Source organism: Kitasatospora viridis (assembly GCF_007829815.1).
Classification (GTDB): domain Bacteria; phylum Actinomycetota; class Actinomycetes; order Streptomycetales; family Streptomycetaceae; genus Kitasatospora; species Kitasatospora viridis.
Window position 1 is genome coordinate 205,598 of the sequence record NZ_VIWT01000006.1, and the last position, 16,496, is coordinate 222,093.

At 73.7% G+C, this 16,496-nt stretch carries 16 protein-coding genes; 7 read left to right on the forward strand and 9 right to left on the reverse strand.

Features of this window, described 5'->3' with window-relative positions; all coding sequences use genetic code 11:
• Positions 1-126: 126 nt before the first annotated feature.
• The 3 genes from FHX73_RS39950 to FHX73_RS39960 all read left to right on the forward strand — a co-directional run bounded on the left by FHX73_RS39950 (position 127) and on the right by FHX73_RS39960 (position 3,762).
• Positions 127-2,370: an RICIN domain-containing protein gene (locus FHX73_RS39950; protein WP_145910977.1), complete on the forward strand. Its 2,244-nt coding sequence runs from the start codon at positions 127-129 to the stop codon at positions 2,368-2,370.
• Between the two features lie 163 nt (positions 2,371-2,533).
• A complete protein-coding gene (locus FHX73_RS39955) occupies positions 2,534-3,328 on the forward strand; it encodes an LLM class flavin-dependent oxidoreductase (RefSeq protein WP_145910978.1) in 795 nt (264 codons plus the stop codon).
• On the forward strand, positions 3,325-3,762 hold the full coding sequence (locus tag FHX73_RS39960) for a nucleoside deaminase (RefSeq protein WP_145910979.1): 438 nt from the start codon (positions 3,325-3,327) through the stop codon (positions 3,760-3,762). Before FHX73_RS39955 ends, FHX73_RS39960 begins: the two co-directional genes overlap by 4 nt.
• Positions 3,763-3,799: 37 nt before the next feature.
• Here the strand turns inward: FHX73_RS39960 and FHX73_RS39965 are convergent, their stop codons facing one another.
• A complete protein-coding gene (locus FHX73_RS39965) occupies positions 3,800-4,711 on the reverse strand; it encodes a hypothetical protein (protein WP_145910980.1) in 912 nt (303 codons plus the stop codon).
• 123 nt (positions 4,712-4,834) lie between these two features.
• On the opposite strand from FHX73_RS39965, the gene FHX73_RS39970 reads away from it, so the two are divergent.
• The 3 genes from FHX73_RS39970 to FHX73_RS39980 are packed head-to-tail and all read left to right on the forward strand — an operon-like array spanning position 4,835 to position 7,223.
• Positions 4,835-5,431 carry a TetR family transcriptional regulator gene (locus tag FHX73_RS39970; protein WP_170305296.1) on the forward strand — a complete coding sequence of 199 codons (597 nt, stop codon included), beginning with the start codon at positions 4,835-4,837 and terminating at the stop codon, positions 5,429-5,431.
• 47 nt (positions 5,432-5,478) lie between these two features.
• Complete coding sequence (locus FHX73_RS39975) at positions 5,479-6,243, forward strand: tyrosine-protein phosphatase (RefSeq protein ID WP_145910982.1); 765 nt, start codon at positions 5,479-5,481, stop codon at positions 6,241-6,243.
• 56 nt (positions 6,244-6,299) lie between these two features.
• The gene (locus tag FHX73_RS39980; protein ID WP_145910983.1) at positions 6,300-7,223 is read left to right on the forward strand and encodes an LLM class F420-dependent oxidoreductase; all 924 of its coding nucleotides are present in this window, start codon (positions 6,300-6,302) and stop codon (positions 7,221-7,223) included.
• 44 nt (positions 7,224-7,267) lie between these two features.
• Here FHX73_RS39980 and FHX73_RS39985 read toward each other — a convergent pair whose 3' ends face one another.
• The 4 genes from FHX73_RS39985 to FHX73_RS40000 all read right to left on the reverse strand — a co-directional run bounded on the left by FHX73_RS39985 (position 7,268) and on the right by FHX73_RS40000 (position 10,777).
• A complete protein-coding gene (locus tag FHX73_RS39985) occupies positions 7,268-8,137 on the reverse strand; it encodes an alpha/beta fold hydrolase (protein ID WP_145910984.1) in 870 nt (289 codons plus the stop codon).
• Positions 8,138-8,202: 65 nt separating this feature from the next.
• Entirely contained in the window at positions 8,203-8,796 is a 594-nt protein-coding gene (locus FHX73_RS39990) for an RICIN domain-containing protein (RefSeq protein WP_170305297.1), read from the reverse strand.
• Positions 8,797-8,975: 179 nt separating this feature from the next.
• Entirely contained in the window at positions 8,976-9,839 is an 864-nt protein-coding gene (locus FHX73_RS39995; protein WP_145910986.1) for an SCO4651 family lipoprotein, read from the reverse strand.
• A gap of 83 nt (positions 9,840-9,922) precedes the next feature.
• On the reverse strand, positions 9,923-10,777 hold the full coding sequence (locus tag FHX73_RS40000; protein ID WP_145910987.1) for an NmrA family NAD(P)-binding protein: 855 nt from the start codon (positions 10,775-10,777) through the stop codon (positions 9,923-9,925).
• A gap of 102 nt (positions 10,778-10,879) precedes the next feature.
• Here FHX73_RS40000 and FHX73_RS40005 point away from each other — a divergent pair, with 102 nt between their 5' ends.
• Positions 10,880-11,632 (forward strand): TetR/AcrR family transcriptional regulator, encoded by a 753-nt coding sequence (locus FHX73_RS40005; protein ID WP_246214184.1) that lies wholly within the window; start codon positions 10,880-10,882, stop codon positions 11,630-11,632.
• Here FHX73_RS40005 and hypE read toward each other — a convergent pair whose 3' ends face one another.
• The 4 genes from hypE to hypF form a co-directional block, all read right to left on the reverse strand.
• Positions 11,633-12,622 (reverse strand): hydrogenase expression/formation protein HypE, encoded by a 990-nt coding sequence (hypE, locus tag FHX73_RS40010; protein ID WP_145911336.1) that lies wholly within the window; start codon positions 12,620-12,622, stop codon positions 11,633-11,635. It lies immediately after the preceding gene.
• Between the two features lie 73 nt (positions 12,623-12,695).
• Positions 12,696-13,820 carry a hydrogenase formation protein HypD gene (gene hypD / locus FHX73_RS40015; protein WP_145910989.1) on the reverse strand — a complete coding sequence of 375 codons (1,125 nt, stop codon included), beginning with the start codon at positions 13,818-13,820 and terminating at the stop codon, positions 12,696-12,698.
• Positions 13,817-14,122, reverse strand: a complete 306-nt coding sequence (locus FHX73_RS40020) for a HypC/HybG/HupF family hydrogenase formation chaperone (protein WP_145910990.1) — start codon at positions 14,120-14,122, stop codon at positions 13,817-13,819. The genes hypD and FHX73_RS40020 overlap by 4 nt, the downstream gene beginning before the upstream one ends.
• A complete protein-coding gene (gene hypF, locus FHX73_RS40025; protein ID WP_145911337.1) occupies positions 14,092-16,491 on the reverse strand; it encodes a carbamoyltransferase HypF in 2,400 nt (799 codons plus the stop codon). Before hypF ends, FHX73_RS40020 begins: the two co-directional genes overlap by 31 nt.
• Positions 16,492-16,496: the final 5 nt, after the last annotated feature.

Below are 16,496 nucleotides of genomic sequence, written 5' to 3' on the forward strand. Positions count from 1 at the left end.
GGGTGCGAGTTGACGGGCAGTTTTGTCTTCAAGTCTTGACAGGTGTAGACCACCCTGGTGTTCTTCCGGGTACACATGTTGCACAGAGAGCGCTCCCTCAGGCACCCACCCGTGAAGGGAACCGTCATGAGGCACCACCTGGAACCGACCCGGTCCGCCCGCCGCGCGACCGTCCCCGTCACCGCCGCCGCACTGCTCGCCGCCGCCCTGACCGTCGCCGGAGCCGGCGCCGCGCACGCCGACGTCTCCACCACCACCTGGTACACCCTGGTGAACGCCAACAGCGGCAAGTGCGTGGACGCCGCCGCGGCCGCCACCGCCAACGGCACCGCCGTCCAGCAGTACACCTGCAACGGCACCACCGCCCAGCAGTGGCAGCTGCGCCCGGCCGCCGACGCCGGGTACTACGTGATCGTCAACGCCAACGGCGCCCAGCCCGCGATCGACGTCAGCGGCCCCTCCACGGCCACCGGCGCGCTGCTGCACCTCTGGTCCGACGGCGGGTGGAGCAGCCAGGAGTGGCAGCCGGTCGCCGAGTCCGGCGGCGGCTACCACTTCGTCAACCACTACAGCGGGCTCTGCCTCGACGTGCCGTCCGCCTCGACCGCCGACTCGGTGCAGCTCCAGCAGTACACCTGCAACGGCACCGGCGCGCAGTCCTTCGCGCTCGACCCGGCCGGCGGCGGCACCCCGCCCTCCGGCAACCCGAACAACCCGGACCTGGGTCCGAACGTCAAGGTCTTCGACCCGTCGATGTCCGCCGCGAGCATCCAGGCCACCGTCAACTCGGTCTACGCCTCCCAGCAGTCCGACCAGTTCGGCACCAACCGGTACGCCCTGCTGTTCTCGCCGGGCAGCTACGACGTCGACGTGCCGGTCGGCTTCTACACCCAGGTGGCCGGCCTCGGCGCGTCCCCCGACGACGTCTCGCTGAACGGCGGCGGCGTGCACGTCGACGCCGCCTGGTCCGGTGGGAACGCCACCCAGAACTTCTGGCGCGACGTCGAGAACCTCTCCGACACGCCGTCCTCCGGCACCCTGGAGTACGCCGTCTCGCAGGCCGACCCGTTCCGCCGGGTCGACGTGCACGGGAACCTGACCCTGGACGACTACACCTCGGGCAACACCACCAGCAACTGGTCCTCCGGCGGCTACATCGGCGACTCGCGGATCTCCGGCCAGATCAACTCCGGCTCCCAGCAGCAGTACCTGACCCAGGACACCGCCATGGGCAGCTGGGCCGGCTCCAACTGGAACATGGTCTTCGTCGGCGACAACGGCGCCCCCGCCCAGTCCTTCCCGACCTACACCACCGTGCCGCAGAGCCCCACCGTGCGGGAGAAGCCCTACCTGTACGCGGACTCCACCGGCCTCTACCACGTCATGGTCCCCGGCCTGCGCACCGACGCCGCCGGCCCGGACTGGACCGGCGGCAGCACGCCCGGCAGCTCGCTCCCGATCAGCAGTTTCTACGTGGTGAAGGCGGGCGACACGGCGCAGACCATCAACGCCGCCCTCGCCTCCGGCCTCGACCTGCTGGTCACCCCGGGCGTCTACCACCTGGACCAGCCGCTGGACATCACCCGCCCGGACACCGTGGTGCTCGGCCTCGGCATGGCCACCCTGGTGCCGGACAACGGGGTCACCGCGATCACCACGGCCGACGTGGACGGCATCGACATCGCCGGACTGATCGTCAGCGCCGGCACCACCAACAGCTCCGCGCTGGTCCGGATCGGCCCGGCCGGCGCCACCGCCGACCACTCCGGCGACCCGACCGTCCTGCAGGACGTGTTCTTCCGGGTCGGCGGCGACGTGGCGGGCCGGGCGACCCAGTCGCTGGTGGTCAACAGCGCCGACACCATCGGCGACGACCTGTGGATCTGGCGGGCCGACCACGGCAACGACGGCACGGTCGGCTGGACCACCAACACCGCCGCCAACGGCCTGGTGGTCAACGGCGCCGACGTCACCATGTACGGCCTGGCCGTCGAGCACTACCAGCAGTACCAGACGCTGTGGAACGGCAACGGCGGCCGCACCTACTTCTACCAGTCCGAGATGCCCTACGACGTCCCCGACAACGCGAGCTGGACCCCGGGCGGCGGCCAGAACGGCTACCCCTCCTACAAGGTGGCCGACTCGGTCACCTCGCACCAGGCCTGGGGGCTCGGCGTGTACTGCTACTTCAGCGCGAACCCGGGGGTCGTGGCGGACCGCGCCATCGAGGTGCCCGGCAGCGGCTCGACCTTCGCGGACATGGTCACCGTCTCGCTCGGCGGCGAGGGCACCATCAGCCACGTGATCAACGGCTCCGGCGGGCAGGTCTCGGGCAACCCGACGGTCGGCTACCTCACCGCCGGTCCCTGACACCCCGTCATCGACCCTGCGCCCGGCGGCGGCACCGCCGCCGGGCGCAGGGTCAGGGATTCGCGGCCGATGCGCCGCAACGCCGGTGGATCCACGGCGAAGAGCCGCCTATGCCGGGAGGAGCCGGTTCCGCTGGCCGTGATCGCCCAGATAACCTCGAAGCATGCAACTTGGCGTCAACGTACCGAACTTCGGGCCGGGCACCGACCCCGGCGTGCTGCGCGAATGGGCCCGCACCACCGAGGGGCTCGGCTTCGACCTGCTGATGCTCTCGGACCACGTCGCGATCACCCCGGACGTGGCCGAGCGCTACCCCGAGCCGTTCTTCGAGCCGTTCACCGCGCTCTCCTGGCTGGCCGGCACCGGCACCCGCCTGCGGCTGGGCACCACCGTGCTGATCCTGCCCTACCGGCACCCGCGACTGCTGGCCCGGATGGCCGCCAACCTCGACCAGCTCAGCGAGGGCCGGCTGGTGCTCGGGGTCGGCGTCGGCTGGGCCCGCCAGGAGTTCGAGGCGCTCGGCGTGCCGTTCACCGCGCGCGGCCGGCTGACCGACGAGGCGCTCACCGTGCTGCGCGAGACCGTCCCCGGGGTGCCGGTCTGGGTCGGCGGCCAGAGCCCGGCCGCGCTGCGGCGCACCGTCAGGTTCGGCGACGCCTGGCACCCGCTGCGGCTCCCGGTGGACCGGATGCGCGCGCTCCTGACGGACCGTCCGCTGCCCGGCTTCGCGCCCAGGATCGCCCTGCGGCTCACCGACGCCCCGGTGACCGACCCCGAGCGGCTCGCCGGCGTCGGCACCCTGGAGCAGGTGCTCGACGACCTCGACCAATTGCGCCGGCTCGGCGCCGGTACGGTCGTCCTCGACCCCTACCACGGGGACCCGGAGCAGACCCGCCACCCCGAAACGGCCTGGCGGGCACTCGCCGAGATCGCCACCCACCGGAGGAGCACCCCATGATCACCCCAGCCGACGAGACGCTGCTGCGCCGCGCGATCGCCATCGCGGCCGCCGCCGTGGTCCAGGGCGACGCCCCGTTCGGCTCGCTGCTGGCCGACCCGGACGGCACGGTGCTGGCCGAGGACCACAACACCGTGCGCCGCGACGACGACATCACGGCCCACCCCGAGCTGAAGCTGGCCCGCTGGGCGGCCCGCGAGCTCACCCCGCAGGCCGCCGCCGGCGTCACCATGTACACCAGCTGCCAGCCCTGCGGCATGTGCGCCGGGGCCCTGGTCCGCTCGGGCATCGGCCGGGTGGTCTTCGCGCTCTCCACCGACCAGTTGGTGGAGCTGGTCCCGGCCGCCGGCGACTGGCCGACGGTCCGTCAGGACGGCCCGGCCCTGTTCGAGACGGCCCGCGACCCGATCGAGGCGTACTACCGGCGCGCCTGACTCCCGGCGCGACTGGGCCGCCGTCCCCGGCGCCCCCTCAGGTGTGGCTGACCAGCTCGGCGTCGGAGGCCGGGTGGGCGCTGTCGAGCAGGGCCAGCAGCTGGGCGTCGGGGAGGCTGCCGCCGTCGTTGTCCACCGTGACCAGGACGGTGCCCTCGACCCGGGCGAAACCGGAGCCGAAGTCCGGGGCGGTCACGTGCCAGGTGCCGTGGCCGTCGTCGGTGCAGGTCGCGTGCGGTCCGGCGGCGGCGAGCAGCACGTCGCAGGGCGCGCCGGTGCGGCGGCGCGCGGAGAGGTAGGCGACCGGGCCGTCGTCGAAGGCGGCGTCGAACGGGATGAAGCCCAGCGAGACCGCGCCGTCCGTGAACTGGTAGCCGGTCGGGTCGGAGCCGTGGAGCGTGCCGGCGACGAACAGGTCCCGCGGCGGGTGGCCGGTCCGGGCCACCCCGGCGGCCACCTCGTGGTGCACGATCGTCGGCCGGAGCAGCGGCCAGCAGGCCAGCAGTGCCACGGCCGCCGCCGCGCCCGGGCGCAGCAGGCGCGGCCAGAGCAGCGCGCCGGCGACGGCGAGCCCGAAGGCGCTGCCCAGGGCGGCCTTGACCAGCGCGGTCTGGTCGGGCGACCCGCTGGTGGGCAGGAACCAGGCGTCGGGGAGCAGCCAGGCCACCGCGGCGAGTCCGACCGTCGCGGCCAGCCAGGCCGGGTGCCTGCGGTGCGAGCCGGCGGGGGAGCGCTGCGCCCGGCGGGCCCACTCGGCCAGCACGACGGCCACGGCGGCGAACGCCACCGCCCACACGTAGTACAGGGCGCCACCGTCGCCCTCGATCGCGCCCTGCGCCGGTGTCAGCAGCGGACCGGTGAACAGCACGGGGAGCAGCAGCCGCCCCACCACACCCCGTCGATCCGGTGCTTGCTGGAACTGCGCCGGCACGCCCTCCACCTCCCCCAAGGTCCGCAACACCTTATGCCCTGGTCGGGCGGCACGTCCTCGCTCGTGGACAAGGACGCCAAAGTGGCACTAGTGTCAAAAGGCAGTAGTGCAGGATTCCGATCGGACGGGAGTGGGCCACCCATGCGGGGCGAGGACGAGGAGATCGAACCCGGCATGCGCGACCGCAAGAAGGCGCGCACCCGGGACGGCATCCGCACCGCCGCCTTCGACCTGTTCGAGGAGCAGGGCTTCGAGCGGACCACCGTGCAGCAGATCTGCCGCCGGGCCGACGTCGCGCACCGCACCTTCTTCCGCTACTACCCGACCAAGGAGGCGCTGCTCTTCGGCTGGGACTTCGGCCGGCTGCTGCTGGACGCCTTCGCCGGGGCACCCGCCGGGCTCGACCTGTGGGCCGCGATGGAGCACGCGCTGACCAGCACCGACGGCCAGTGGGAGGAGTCGGCCGAGCACGCCGCCCGGCGCCGCCGGCTGCGCGGCGAGTACCTCCCGGTGCAGTCGGTGCGCAACTACGCGCTGATCGTCATCGACACCCTCACCCAGCGCACCGCCGAACTGGCCGCCGACCGGCTCGGCGTGGACCCGGGCGCGGACCTTCGCCCCACGGCCTTCGCCACGCTGTTCGCCGGGATCGTCCGCGGGCACGTGCTGGACGGCGGCCGGGACACCGACCCGCTGCCCTCCTGGGCGGAGGCCTACCGGGCGGTGCTCAGATCCTGAACCACCGTCACCCTGCCCCTCGCCCCGCCCCGCCCGAAAGGCCCCGCATGTCCTCCCTGGTCAACTTCCGCGACCCCGCCGTCCTCGCCGACCCGGCCGGCCGACTGGTCCGCCGCGGCGCGTTCTTCCGCTCCGCCCAGCCGTTCCCGGCCGCCGACCCGCGCACCGTCGCCGAGCTGGCCGAGCACGACATCCGCACCGTGGTCGACCTGCGCGGCGGCGCCGAGGTCCGCGAGGAGGACTGGGCCGCCGCCGTCGCGGCCGGCATCGAGGTGCTGCGCGTCCCGATGGAGTCCTCCGGCGGGGCGCTCGACGCGGTGCTGTGGGGCATGGAGACCAGCGACGACCTCGGCGCCTTCTACCTGGCGGTGGCCGAGTCCGCCCCGGAGGCGATACGCGCCGCCGTCGACGCGGCCGCCCGCCCCGGCGGCGTGCTGGTGCACTGCGCCGCCGGCAAGGACCGCACCGGTCTGCTGATCGCCCTGCTGCTCGACCTGCTCGGCGTCGCCGGCGAGGAGATCACCGCCGACTACGCGCGCACCACCGAGGCGCTGCCGCAGATCTGGGCGGGGCTGGCGGACCGTCACCGGGCCGCCCTCAACGACCTGGAGCGCAGCAGGGTCAAGCTCCCCGCCCCGCTGCTGGCCGCGCCCGCCGAGGCGATGACCGCCTTCCTCGACCTGGTGCACACCCGCTACGGCTCCGCCGCCGGCCTGCTCGCCCACTGCGGCGTGCCCGCCGAGACCCTGGCCGCCGTGCGCGCCAAGGCCGCCGCCGACACCGCCGAGGTCGCCGCCGCAGCAGCCGAATGACCGTCAGGCGCCGGGCCGCCTGACGCGGCGTCGGCCCAGCGGGCATGATGGCGGTCGTGGACCTTCGAATCTTCACCGAGCCCCAGCAGGGCGCCGACTACGAGACGCTGCTGCGCGTCGCCAAGACCGCCGAGCAGCTCGGCTACGACGGCTTCTTCCGTTCCGACCACTACCTGAAGATGGGCTCGGCCAGCGGCCTGCCCGGACCGACCGACGCCTGGATCACGCTGGCCGGCCTGGCCCGGGAGACCGAGCGGATCCGGCTCGGCACGCTGATGACCGCCGCCACCTTCCGGCTGCCCGGCGTGCTGGCCATCCAGGTGGCCCAGGTCGACGCGATGAGCGGCGGCCGGGTCGAGCTCGGCCTCGGCGCCGGCTGGTACGAGCAGGAGCACCGGGCCTACGGGATCCCGTTCCCGAAGGCCAAGTTCGACCGGCTGGAGGAGCAGCTGGCGATCGTCACCGGCCTGTGGGCCACCGAGGTCGGCAAGACCTTCGACTTCACCGGCCGCCACTACCAGCTCGCCGACTCGCCCGCGCTGCCCAAGCCGGTGCAGAGCCGGGTGCCGGTGCTGCTCGGCGGCCTCGGCCCCACCCGCACCCCGGCGCTGGCCGCCCGTTACGCCACCGAGTTCAACCTGCCGTTCGCCTCGGTCGAGCAGACCGTCGAGCAGTTCGCCCGGGTCCGCGCCGCCGCCGAGGAGATCGGCCGCCCGGCCGACGACCTGGTCTACTCGAACGCCCTGGTGGCCTGCGTCGGCCGCACCGAGGCCGAGGTCAACCGCCGCGCCGCGGCGATCGGCCGCGAGCCGGTCGAGCTGCGGGCCAACGGCCTGGCCGGCACCCCGGCCGAGGTGCTGGAGCGGATCGAGCGCTTCCGCGCGGTCGGCAGCCGCCGGATCTACCTGCAGATCCTCGACCTGGACGACCTGGACCACCTCGAACTGATCGCCACCGAGGTCATGCCGCACCTCGCCTGACCGGGGCTCGGCCTGACGGGCAGCTCACATCACCAGGGGCACCGTCAGGCCGGCTGGGTCACGCCGCCCCCGCCACCGGGCTGACCCGCCGTCAGGAACCGGCTGATCTCCCGCGCCACGGCGTCGGGCTCGTCCAGCATCGAGAGCACGTACGCGCCGGGCACCTCGGCGTACTCCCCGGCCGGCAGCAGCTCGGCGAGCCGGTGGCCGTGCTCGGGCGGCATCAACCGGTTGTCGGGCGACCAGAGCACCAGGGCGGGCCCGGCGAAGTCGCGCAGCGCCTCGGTGTCGCGGACGAGCCGGGCCTTGTCGAGCGGCCCGGTGAGGTAGGCGCGCAGGTCGCGCCGGATCGCCGGATCGCGGAGCAGGGGCGCGGTCCAGCCGCGGACCAACTCGTCCGGCACCGGGTCGCGGGTCATCTGCCCGAACAGCGGCGGCAGTCGGCGCAGTGCGCCGATCCGCAGCTGGCGGGCGGCCAGCCACAGCCCGCCGGGCACCCTGGCGGAGCGCACCGCGAGCTTGCCGGGCAGCCCGGGCGGGAAGTTGTCGAACGCCTCGCAGGGCAGGATCACCTGCCGGGCCACCCGCTGGTCGCGGCCGCGGGCGGTGAGGAAGAGCGCCCCGCCCCAGTCGCTGTGCACCAGGGTGACGTCGCGCAGGTCGAGCGCGTCGAGGAAGTCGGCGACCAGGCCGACCAGTCCACCCAGCGTCAGGTCGGCGTCCGGCCGCATGGGCCGCCGGTGGGCGCCCAGCGGGAGCACCGGGCGCAGGTAGCGGAACCCGGCCGGAAGCAAGGGCAGGACGCGGTCCCAGAGACTGTGGTCCATCATCAGTCCGTGCAGCAGGACGACCGGCGGCCCGGCACCCGTTTCGTCGTACTCGACGACACCGGCCGGAAGTTGGACATCCTGCACGACTGCCTCCGTTGGAACGCTTGCGATTGCCCGTGCCGCCGGGGCGGGGTCAGCCGTTCCCCCGCTCACCCCATCTGGTACAGGTCCCAACCCTGCCAGCCGCCGTCCTGCGACGGTCCGTTGCAGGGGTAGCCGCGCAGCAGGTCCGAGCCGCCGGGGCCGGCATCGGAGTCGTCCAGGCAGCGGCCGGTTGCCTCGTTCTGGAGCACCTGCTGGGGATAGGAAGGGCTCGTGCCGGTGTAGCGGTTGACGATCCTCCAGTGCTGCCAGCTCAGCCCGTTGCAGGGGAAGCCGCGCAGCAGGTCCGAGCCGTTGGGACCGGCGTCGGAGTCGTCCAGGCACAGCCCGGTGGCGGCGTTCTGCAGGGAGGCGCCACCGGAGCTGACCTCCACCACGGTCCACTCCTGCCAGCCGCCGCTGTAGCTGTTCGCGAGGCAGGGGAAGCCGCGCAGCAGGTTGCCGCTGACGGCGTTCGAGTCGAAGGAGTCGTCCACGCAGCGGCCGGTGTTGTTGTTCCCGCCGATCCGGTAGTGGTGCGGCCAGGAAAAGGTGTCGGTGTTGCCGTAGGCGGCAGCCGGGGAGCTCGCCGCAGCGACGCCCCCCAGCGCGATCGCCAGAGCCGCGGCGCCTCGCACGGCCCGCCTGGTGGTCTTGTGCATGATGACGCCCCCGTTCATGCAGGGGGTCGGTCCGCCCGCCCCCGGTTCTGCTGCCGCAGTGCAGGTTTGTGCACTGCCGGTTGGGATCCTACCGACCGCGATGTCCCGGACGACACCGAGCAGGAGGCGCCGGCCGCTCGGCGAACGCTGCCCGCTCGGTGTCGCTTTCCGACTGGAGATCAGTTGGTTGCGCCCTGCAGCGCGGTGCTGAGGTCGGTGGTGTCGCTGTCCGGCGGCGGGGTGACGGTGACCTGGGTGGTGGAGTAGTCGGAGTAGTCGCCCGTCAGGTCCAGCTGCGTGGTGGCGGTCGGCGGGGTGGACTCGTGGATGCGGATCGGGAGGTTCTGGTCGTTGACCCACAGGTCGACGTTCATCGTGGTGAGGCCGAGCTTGGTGGACTGCGCGAGCGCGGCCTTGAGCGCCGGGTCCTGCGCGGCCGCGAGCTTGGTGAGGTCGACCGTGCCGGAGTAGTGCGTGGTCTGGACGCCGTCCACGGTCTCCTGGCCGACGCGCTGGATGTCGGGGGAGGAGGTGAAGAGCTTCAGTTGGGTCGACGGGTCGTTGCTGGCGCTGTTGTTCATCTGGTCGGCCAGCGCCTGGCCCGAGGCGCCCATCGCGGTGAGGTCGATCTTCATCCAGTGCTTGCCGTCGTTCTTGGCGGCCGCGACGTCGCCCATATTCATGTACATGGTGGTGCCGCTCATCATCATGCGGATCGAGCCGTCGCCGCCGACCTGCGCGGCGAGCGCGGGCATGCTCATCGTCATGTCCATCGCGATCGGCTTCCAGGACAGGGCACCGGAGCCGGTGGTGCTGATGTCCTGGCCCTGGGCCTGGATGTGCTCGGCCATCTTGACCTTGACCGAGGTGTACTGCGAGGTGGCCTTGGTGCTCTGCGCCATGGCGTCGGCCACGGTGGCCAGCTGCACGGAGCCGGCGCTCGCGGTGCCGGTGGCGGTGGAAGCGGACTTGGTGCCGCACGCGGCCAGCCCGGCCACGGCGAGCACCGCGGTGGTGGCGGCGAGAGTACGGGTGTGACGCATGGAATCCCCCCTGCTGCAAACTTCCCTGACTCGACGCTACACCCGCGGTGCGTCGGCGGACGGGTCTGGTGCCCGAGTTCGACTCAGCCGAGCGACTCGCGCAGCACCGCCCCCACGGGCGTGGGCTCACGCCCGAGCAGGGTGGCCAGCGTCGGGTCGACGGTGGCGAACTCGCCGGCCCGGGCGGCGACGAAGATCCCGAGCAGCTGGCCCGCCAACTGCTCGGGGACGCCGTGGCCCACCAGCTCCTCCCGGAACCGCTGGTCGGGCACGGTGGTCCTGCTCCAGGCCCGGCCGGTGACCTCGCCGGCGATCGCGGCCAGCTCCTCGAAGGTGAGCGCCTGACTGCCCGTCAGCGGCGGCGTGGGCCCCTCGAAGCGGCCCTCGTCGGCCAGGATCGCGGCGGTGGCGTCGGCGAGGTCGGCGTGCGCGGTCCAGGCGACCGGCCCGTCCGCGGGCAGCGCCACCCGGCCGGACCGCGCCTGGCCGAGGAAGTGCGCGGCGCTGGCGGCGTAGAAGCCGTTGCGCAGCGCGGTGAACGGCACGCCGCAGGCGCGCAGCAGCTCCTCGGTGGCGGCGTGGTCGCGGCAGGCCTGGAAGTGCGAGTCCGGGCCGGCCCCCATCTGACTGGTGTACAGCACGCGGCGGGCGCCCGCCGCGACGGCCGCCCCGATCGCGGTGCGGTGCTGCGTGACGCACTCCTCGCCCATCTTGTCGACGGAGACGACGAGCACCTGCGTGGCCCCCTCGAAGGCGTGGGCGAGCGAGGCGGCGTCCTCGAAGCCGCCCTGTCGCACCCGCACGCCGCGGTCGGCGAGCTCCTGCGCCTTGCGCGGGTCGCGGACGCTGACGCCGACCCGCTGCGCCGGTATCCGGGCGAGCAGCCGCTCGACGATCTGGCGCCCCAGCAGTCCGGTGGCTCCGGTCACGATGATCATGATGCGCTCCAGTGCGGTACGGGAATGACTGTTTCCGGTGGAAACACTTCAACGGTAGCACTGATATTAACGATGGAATCACAGCTGAGATATCATCGATCCATGGCACCGTCCGCAAGCAGCCCGAACACCAGCGGTACCGGCCCCGCCGCGACCGACCCCGCGTCCGCCGCCCGCGAGCAGACCAGGCTGCGCGTCATCGAGGCCGCCATCGGCCTGCTCGCCCAGGGGGGCCGCGACGCGGTCACCACCCGCGCGGTCGCCGACGCGGCGGGGCTCCAAGCACCCGCCATCTACCGGCTGTTCGGCGACAAGGACGGGCTGCTCGACGCGGTGGCCGAGCACGGTTTCAGCACGTTCATCGCCAGCAAGCACATCGACCCCGACCCGGCCGACCCGATCGAGGACCTGCGGGCGGGCTGGAACGCCTCGATCGAGTTCGGCCTGGCGAACCCGGCCCTGTTCACCCTCATGTACACCGAGCCCACCAGGGCCCACTCGGCCGCCTTCAAGGCCGGCATGGCGATCCTGATGGGCCGGGTCCGCCGGCTCGCGGCCGGCGGCTGGCTGCTGGTCGACGAGGAGCTCGCGGCGCAGACCATCCACGCCACCGCCCGCGGCGCGGTGCTCACCTGGCTCTCGCTGCCCGAGGAGCAGCGCGACCCGGCCCTGTTCAGTACGCTGCGCGAGGCCATGGTCAGCGCCGTCACCACCCAGCGGCCGGCCGTGCAGGGCCCCGGACCGGCCGGCGCCGCCCGCGCCCTGCGTGCCGCGCTGCCCGAGCAGACGGTGCTCAGCGCCGCCGAGCGGCACCTGCTGGGGGAGTGGCTGGAACGCCTCGCCGCCGAAGGCTGATCAGCAGATCCGCGGCAGCTGCTCGCCCAGCGGCCGGTCCACCACCCGGGTGGCGCCGAAGGCGGTGCGGGCCACCACCATGCCGGGGTGGGCGTCCACGCACTCGCCGATGATCCGCGCCCCGGCGCCCAGCGGGTGGGCCAGCATGGCCGCGAGCACGGCGTCGGCGTGCTCGCGCGGCACGAAGGCGACCAGCTTGCCCTCGTTCGCCACGTAGAGCGGGTCGAGGCCGAGCAGCGCGCAGGCGTTGGCGACCTCCGGCGGCACCGGCAGCGCCCGCTCCTGCAGCAGCACGCCGACCGAGGAGGAGGCGGCGATCTCGTTGAGCGCGGCGGCGACCCCGCCGCGGGTGGGGTCGCGCAGCACGTGCAGGTCGGGCGTGACCGCGAGCATCGCCGCGACCAGCCCACCCAGGGGCGCGCAGTCGCTCTCGATCCGCACCCCGAACTCCAGGCCCTCGCGCACGCTCATCACGGCCACGCCGTGCAGGCCGATCGGGCCGCTGACGATCACCACGTCGCCCGGGACCGCCCGGTCGGGGCGGATGTCCACCCCGTCCGGCACCAGGCCGATGCCGGCGGTGTTCACATACACCCCGTCACCGTGCCCCGACTCGACCACCTTGGTGTCCCCGGTGGCGACCCGGACCCCCGCCGCCCGGGCCGCCGCGCCGATCGCCTCGGCCACCCTGGCCACGGTTTCCAGCTCGACGCCCTCCTCCAGCAGGAAGGCGCAGGACAGGAAGGCCGGCACGGCGCCGCTCATCGCGAGGTCGTTGACGGTGCCGTTGACCGCGAGGTCGCCGATGCTGCCGCCGGGGAAGAAGAGCGGGCGGACCACGAACGAGTCGGTGGAGAAGGCCAGTCGGGCCCCGCCGAGCCGCAGCACGGCGGAGTCCGGGAACCCGGACAACTCTGGGCTGCCGAAGGCCGGCGCGAAGACGTGCTCGACCAGTTCGGAGGAGAGCGTGCCCCCGCCCCCGTGGCCCATCACGATCCGGGGCTGGTCGCGCAGCGGCGCCGGGCAGGTCCAGCCGGAGAAGTCCGGCGCGGGTGCGAGCAGCTCAGCCAACGGGAGCCACCTCCACGGGAGTCGGGGCGCCGGCCAGCCGGCGGTAGAGGTAGTAGGCGGCGCAGGCGCCCTCGCTGGACACCATGGTCGCGCCCAGCGGGGTGCGCGGGGTGCAGACCGTGCCGAAGGCCTCGCACTCGTGCGGCTTGAGCAGGCCCTGCAGCACGTCGCCGCTGCGGCAGGCGGCGGGCTCGACGGTGGTCAGGTCGCCGACCTCGAAGCGCTGCTCGGCGTCGAACTCCCGGTAGGCCTCGGACAGTCGCCAGCCGCTGGCGGGGATGGTGCCGATGCCGCGCCAGGCCCGGTCGGTGACCTCGAAGACGTCCGCCAGCATCCGGCGGGCCGCCGGGTTGCCCTCGGGGCGGACCGCCCGGGGGTAGGCGTTCTCCACCCGGTGCTCACCGCGCTCCAGTTGGCGCACCGCCCGGCGCACCCCCTCCAGGATGTCCAGCGGCTCGAACCCGGTGACCACGATCGGCACCCGGAAGCGCTCGGCCAGCTGCGGGTACTCCTCGGTGCCCATCACGCTGCACACGTGCCCGGCGGCCAGGAAGGCCTGCACCCGGCAGTCCGGCGAGGTCATCAGCCCCTCGATCGCGGGCGGCACCCGCACGTGGGAGACCAGCAGGCTGAAGTTGCGGATGCCGAGCCGGCGCGCCTGGTAGACCGTCATGGCGTTGGGCGGGGCGGTGGTCTCGAAGCCGATGCCGAAGAAGACGACCTGCTTGTCCGGGTTCTCCCGGGCGATCCGCAGCGCGTCCAGCGGGGAGTACACCACCCGTACGTCCCCGCCCTCGCCGCGCACGGTGAACAGGTCCCGGCCGGTGCCGGGCACCCGCAGCATGTCGCCGAAGGAGCAGAAGATCACGCCGGGCCGGGAGGCGATCTCCAGCGCCTTGTCGATCATCTCCAGCGGGGTGACGCACACCGGGCAGCCCGGCCCGTGGATCAACTCGATCTCTTCGGGCAGGAGTTGGTCGATGCCGTGGCGGATGATGGAGTGCGTCTGCCCGCCGCACACCTCCATCAGCGCCCACGGGCGGGTGACGGTGGCCCGGATGTCGTCGAAGAGCCGCCGCGCCAGCTCCGGGTCCTGGAACTCGTCGAGGTACTTCACCGGTCGACCTCCTCGGTCACGGGCCCGGCGGCGGCCTCCTCGGCGGCCCGTTCCCAGGCGTCGCCGAACTCCTCCTCCAGCAGGCCGAGTCCGTTGAACAGGGCCAGCGTCTGCCGGGCCGACTCCTCGTCCAGGCGCTGCAGCGCGAAGCCCACGTGCACGATGGTGTACTCACCGACCCGCAGGTCGGGCAGGTACTCCAGGCACACGTCCTTGACCACGCCGCCGAAGTCGACGGTGGCCATCCGGGTACCGTCGCGTTCCTCGACGGTCAGCACTCTGCCGGGTACGGCCAGACACATGGGTTTGTTCCTCCTGGCTGGGCGGATGATCGGTGGCGGGCCGCCACGACGGCCTGGCCGAGCGCCAGCCCCCCGTCGTTGGGCGGGACGAGTCGGTGGCGCAGCACGGTGAACCCGTCGGCGCGCAGGCCGTCGAGGCAGGCGGTGGCGAGCACCGCGTTGGCGAACACCCCGCCGCTGAGCGCCACGGTGTCCACCGCGTGCTCTTCCCGTGCCCGGCCGCAGATCTGACGGACCGTCATGGCGACGGCGTCGTGGAAGCGGGCGGCGAGCAGGGCCGGCGGCGTGCCGGCCCGCAGGCCGGCCGCCAGCGCGGCGAGCACCGGGGCGGCGTCGATCCGGTCGGGGCCGTCGCCGCCGGGGTGCACGGCGAAGCTCCAGCGCTCGCCGAGCGGGCCCGCCCAGCTCGCGGCGGCCGCCTCCAGCTCGATCGCGGCCTGGGCCTCGTACTCGGCCCGGTGGCAGACGCCGGCCAGCGAGGCGGCGGCGTCGAACAGCCGGCCCATGCTGGAGGTCGGCACGCAGTTCAGCCCGCGCTCCAACTGGCGGGCCAGCACCGCGCGTTCGGTGTCCGGGCAGGCGGTGGTGCAGGGCAGCGCCGGGTCCCAGGGCAGCCGGGCGGCGTGCAGGTGGGCCAGCGCCATCCGGTAGGGGAGGTGCACGGTGGCGTCCCCGCCCGGCAGCGGCACGTACGCCAGGTGCGCCAGGCGGCGGAAGCCGTCGTAGTCGGCGAGCAGCAACTCCCCGCCCCAGACGGCCCCGTCCTCGCCGAACCCGGTGCCGTCGAAGGCCACGCCGAGCACCGGGCGGGAGCCGTCCGCGCCGTTCTCGGCCAGCACGGCGGCGATGTGCGCGTGGTGGTGCTGCACGGTGCGCACCGGCCTGCCGCCCGCGTTGCGCCGGGCCCACCCGGTGGACCGGTAGCCGGGGTGCCGGTCGGTGGCGAGCACCTGCGGCACGGTGCCGGTGATCGCCTCCAGCTGGGCCTCGGCCCGCTCGAACGCGCTCTGGGTGGCCAGGTCGTCCATGTCGCCGATGTGCGCGGACAGCCAGGCCTGCCGGCCGGCGGCCAGGCAGAACGCGTTCTTCAGGTCCCCACCGGTCGCCAGCACCGGGTCGACGGCCACCGGCAGGGTGAGCGGCAGCGGGGCGTAGCCGCGCGAGCGGCGCACCGGCAGCACCTCGCCCGCCACCACCCGCAGCACCGAGTCGTCGCACGGCACGTGGATCGCCCGGTCGTGGGTGAGCCAGGCATCCGCCAGTTCGCCGAGCCGCTCCAGCGCCTCCCGGTCGTCGGTGACGATGGGCTCGCCGGACAGGTTGCCGCTGGTCATCACCAGCGCCGACGGGCCGGGCGGATCGCCGGGCAGGCCGAGCAGCAGGTGGTGCAGCGGGGTGTAGGGGAGCATGACGCCCAGGTCGGGGCTGCCGGGCGCGACCTCGGCGCAGACTTGGTCGCCGCCCTGCGCCCTGCGGCGCAGCAGCACGATCGGCCGCCGGTTCCCGGTCAGCAACTCCCGCTCGGCGTCGCCCAGGTGCACCAGTGGCTCGACCACCGCGAGGTCGCGCACCATCAGCGCGAACGGCTTGCGCCCGCGCGCCTTGCGCCGCCGCAGCTCGGCGACGGCCGCGGTGTTTCCCGCGTCGCAGGCCAGGTGGTAGCCGCCCAGGCCCTTGACGGCGAGGATGCGGCCCGCACCCAGCATCCGCCGTGCTTCGGCCAGCGGTTCCGGCCGCTCCTCGACGCCCGAGACGCCCGAGATGCCCGAGACGGCCCGGACCAGCAGCCGCAGCACCGGCCCGCAGTCGTGGCAGGCCACCGGCTGGGCGTGGAAGCGCCGGTCGGCCGGATCGGCGTACTCGGCGGCGCACCGCCCGCACATCGGGAACCGGGACATCGTGGTGTTCGCCCGGTCGTAGGGCAGCCCCGTGACGATGGTGAAGCGCGGACCGCAGTGCGTGCAGGTGATGAACGGGTGGCGGTGGCGCCGGTCCTGAGGATCCGTCAACTCGGCCAGGCAGTCCCGGCAGGTCGCGGTGTCGGGGGAGACCAGGGTGCGCGCAGCCCCGCCGCCGCGGGAGGCGCGGATGGTGAACCCCGTGCCGCCGGCGGCCGGCAGCACCTGGTGCTCGACGCCCTCGACCACGGCCAGCGGCGGCGCGTCGGCGGCGACCCGGCGGCAGAACGCGGCCACGGCGCCCGGGCCGCCCTCGACCTCGGCCAGCACGCCCTCGGCGGTGTTGGTCACCCAGCCCGCGAGCTCCAGGTCCCGGGCGAGCGCGAAGACGAACGGCCGGAAGCCCACCCCCTGGACGACGCCGCGCACCTGCACCCGGCGGCGCTCGGCCGCCACGGGCGCGCTGGTCAGCTCGG

Excerpts from the sequence above, each read along its gene's own strand:
- FHX73_RS39960 (WP_145910979.1), top strand. The coding sequence starts at position 3,325 with ATGATCACCCCAGCCGACGAGACGCTGCTGCGCCGCGCGATCGCCATC.
- FHX73_RS40020 (WP_145910990.1), bottom strand. The coding sequence starts at position 14,122 with ATGTGTCTGGCCGTACCCGGCAGAGTGCTGACCGTCGAGGAACGCGAC.
- FHX73_RS39955 (WP_145910978.1), top strand. The coding sequence starts at position 2,534 with ATGCAACTTGGCGTCAACGTACCGAACTTCGGGCCGGGCACCGACCCC.
- FHX73_RS39950 (WP_145910977.1), top strand. The coding sequence starts at position 127 with ATGAGGCACCACCTGGAACCGACCCGGTCCGCCCGCCGCGCGACCGTC.
- FHX73_RS40000 (WP_145910987.1), bottom strand. The coding sequence starts at position 10,777 with ATGATCATCGTGACCGGAGCCACCGGACTGCTGGGGCGCCAGATCGTC.
- FHX73_RS40005 (WP_246214184.1), top strand. The coding sequence starts at position 10,880 with ATGGCACCGTCCGCAAGCAGCCCGAACACCAGCGGTACCGGCCCCGCC.
- FHX73_RS39990 (WP_170305297.1), bottom strand. The coding sequence starts at position 8,796 with ATGCACAAGACCACCAGGCGGGCCGTGCGAGGCGCCGCGGCTCTGGCG.
- FHX73_RS39970 (WP_170305296.1), top strand. The coding sequence starts at position 4,835 with ATGCGGGGCGAGGACGAGGAGATCGAACCCGGCATGCGCGACCGCAAG.
- FHX73_RS39995 (WP_145910986.1), bottom strand. The coding sequence starts at position 9,839 with ATGCGTCACACCCGTACTCTCGCCGCCACCACCGCGGTGCTCGCCGTG.
- FHX73_RS39975 (WP_145910982.1), top strand. The coding sequence starts at position 5,479 with ATGTCCTCCCTGGTCAACTTCCGCGACCCCGCCGTCCTCGCCGACCCG.
- hypE (WP_145911336.1), bottom strand. The coding sequence starts at position 12,622 with ATGGGCCACGGGGGCGGGGGCACGCTCTCCTCCGAACTGGTCGAGCAC.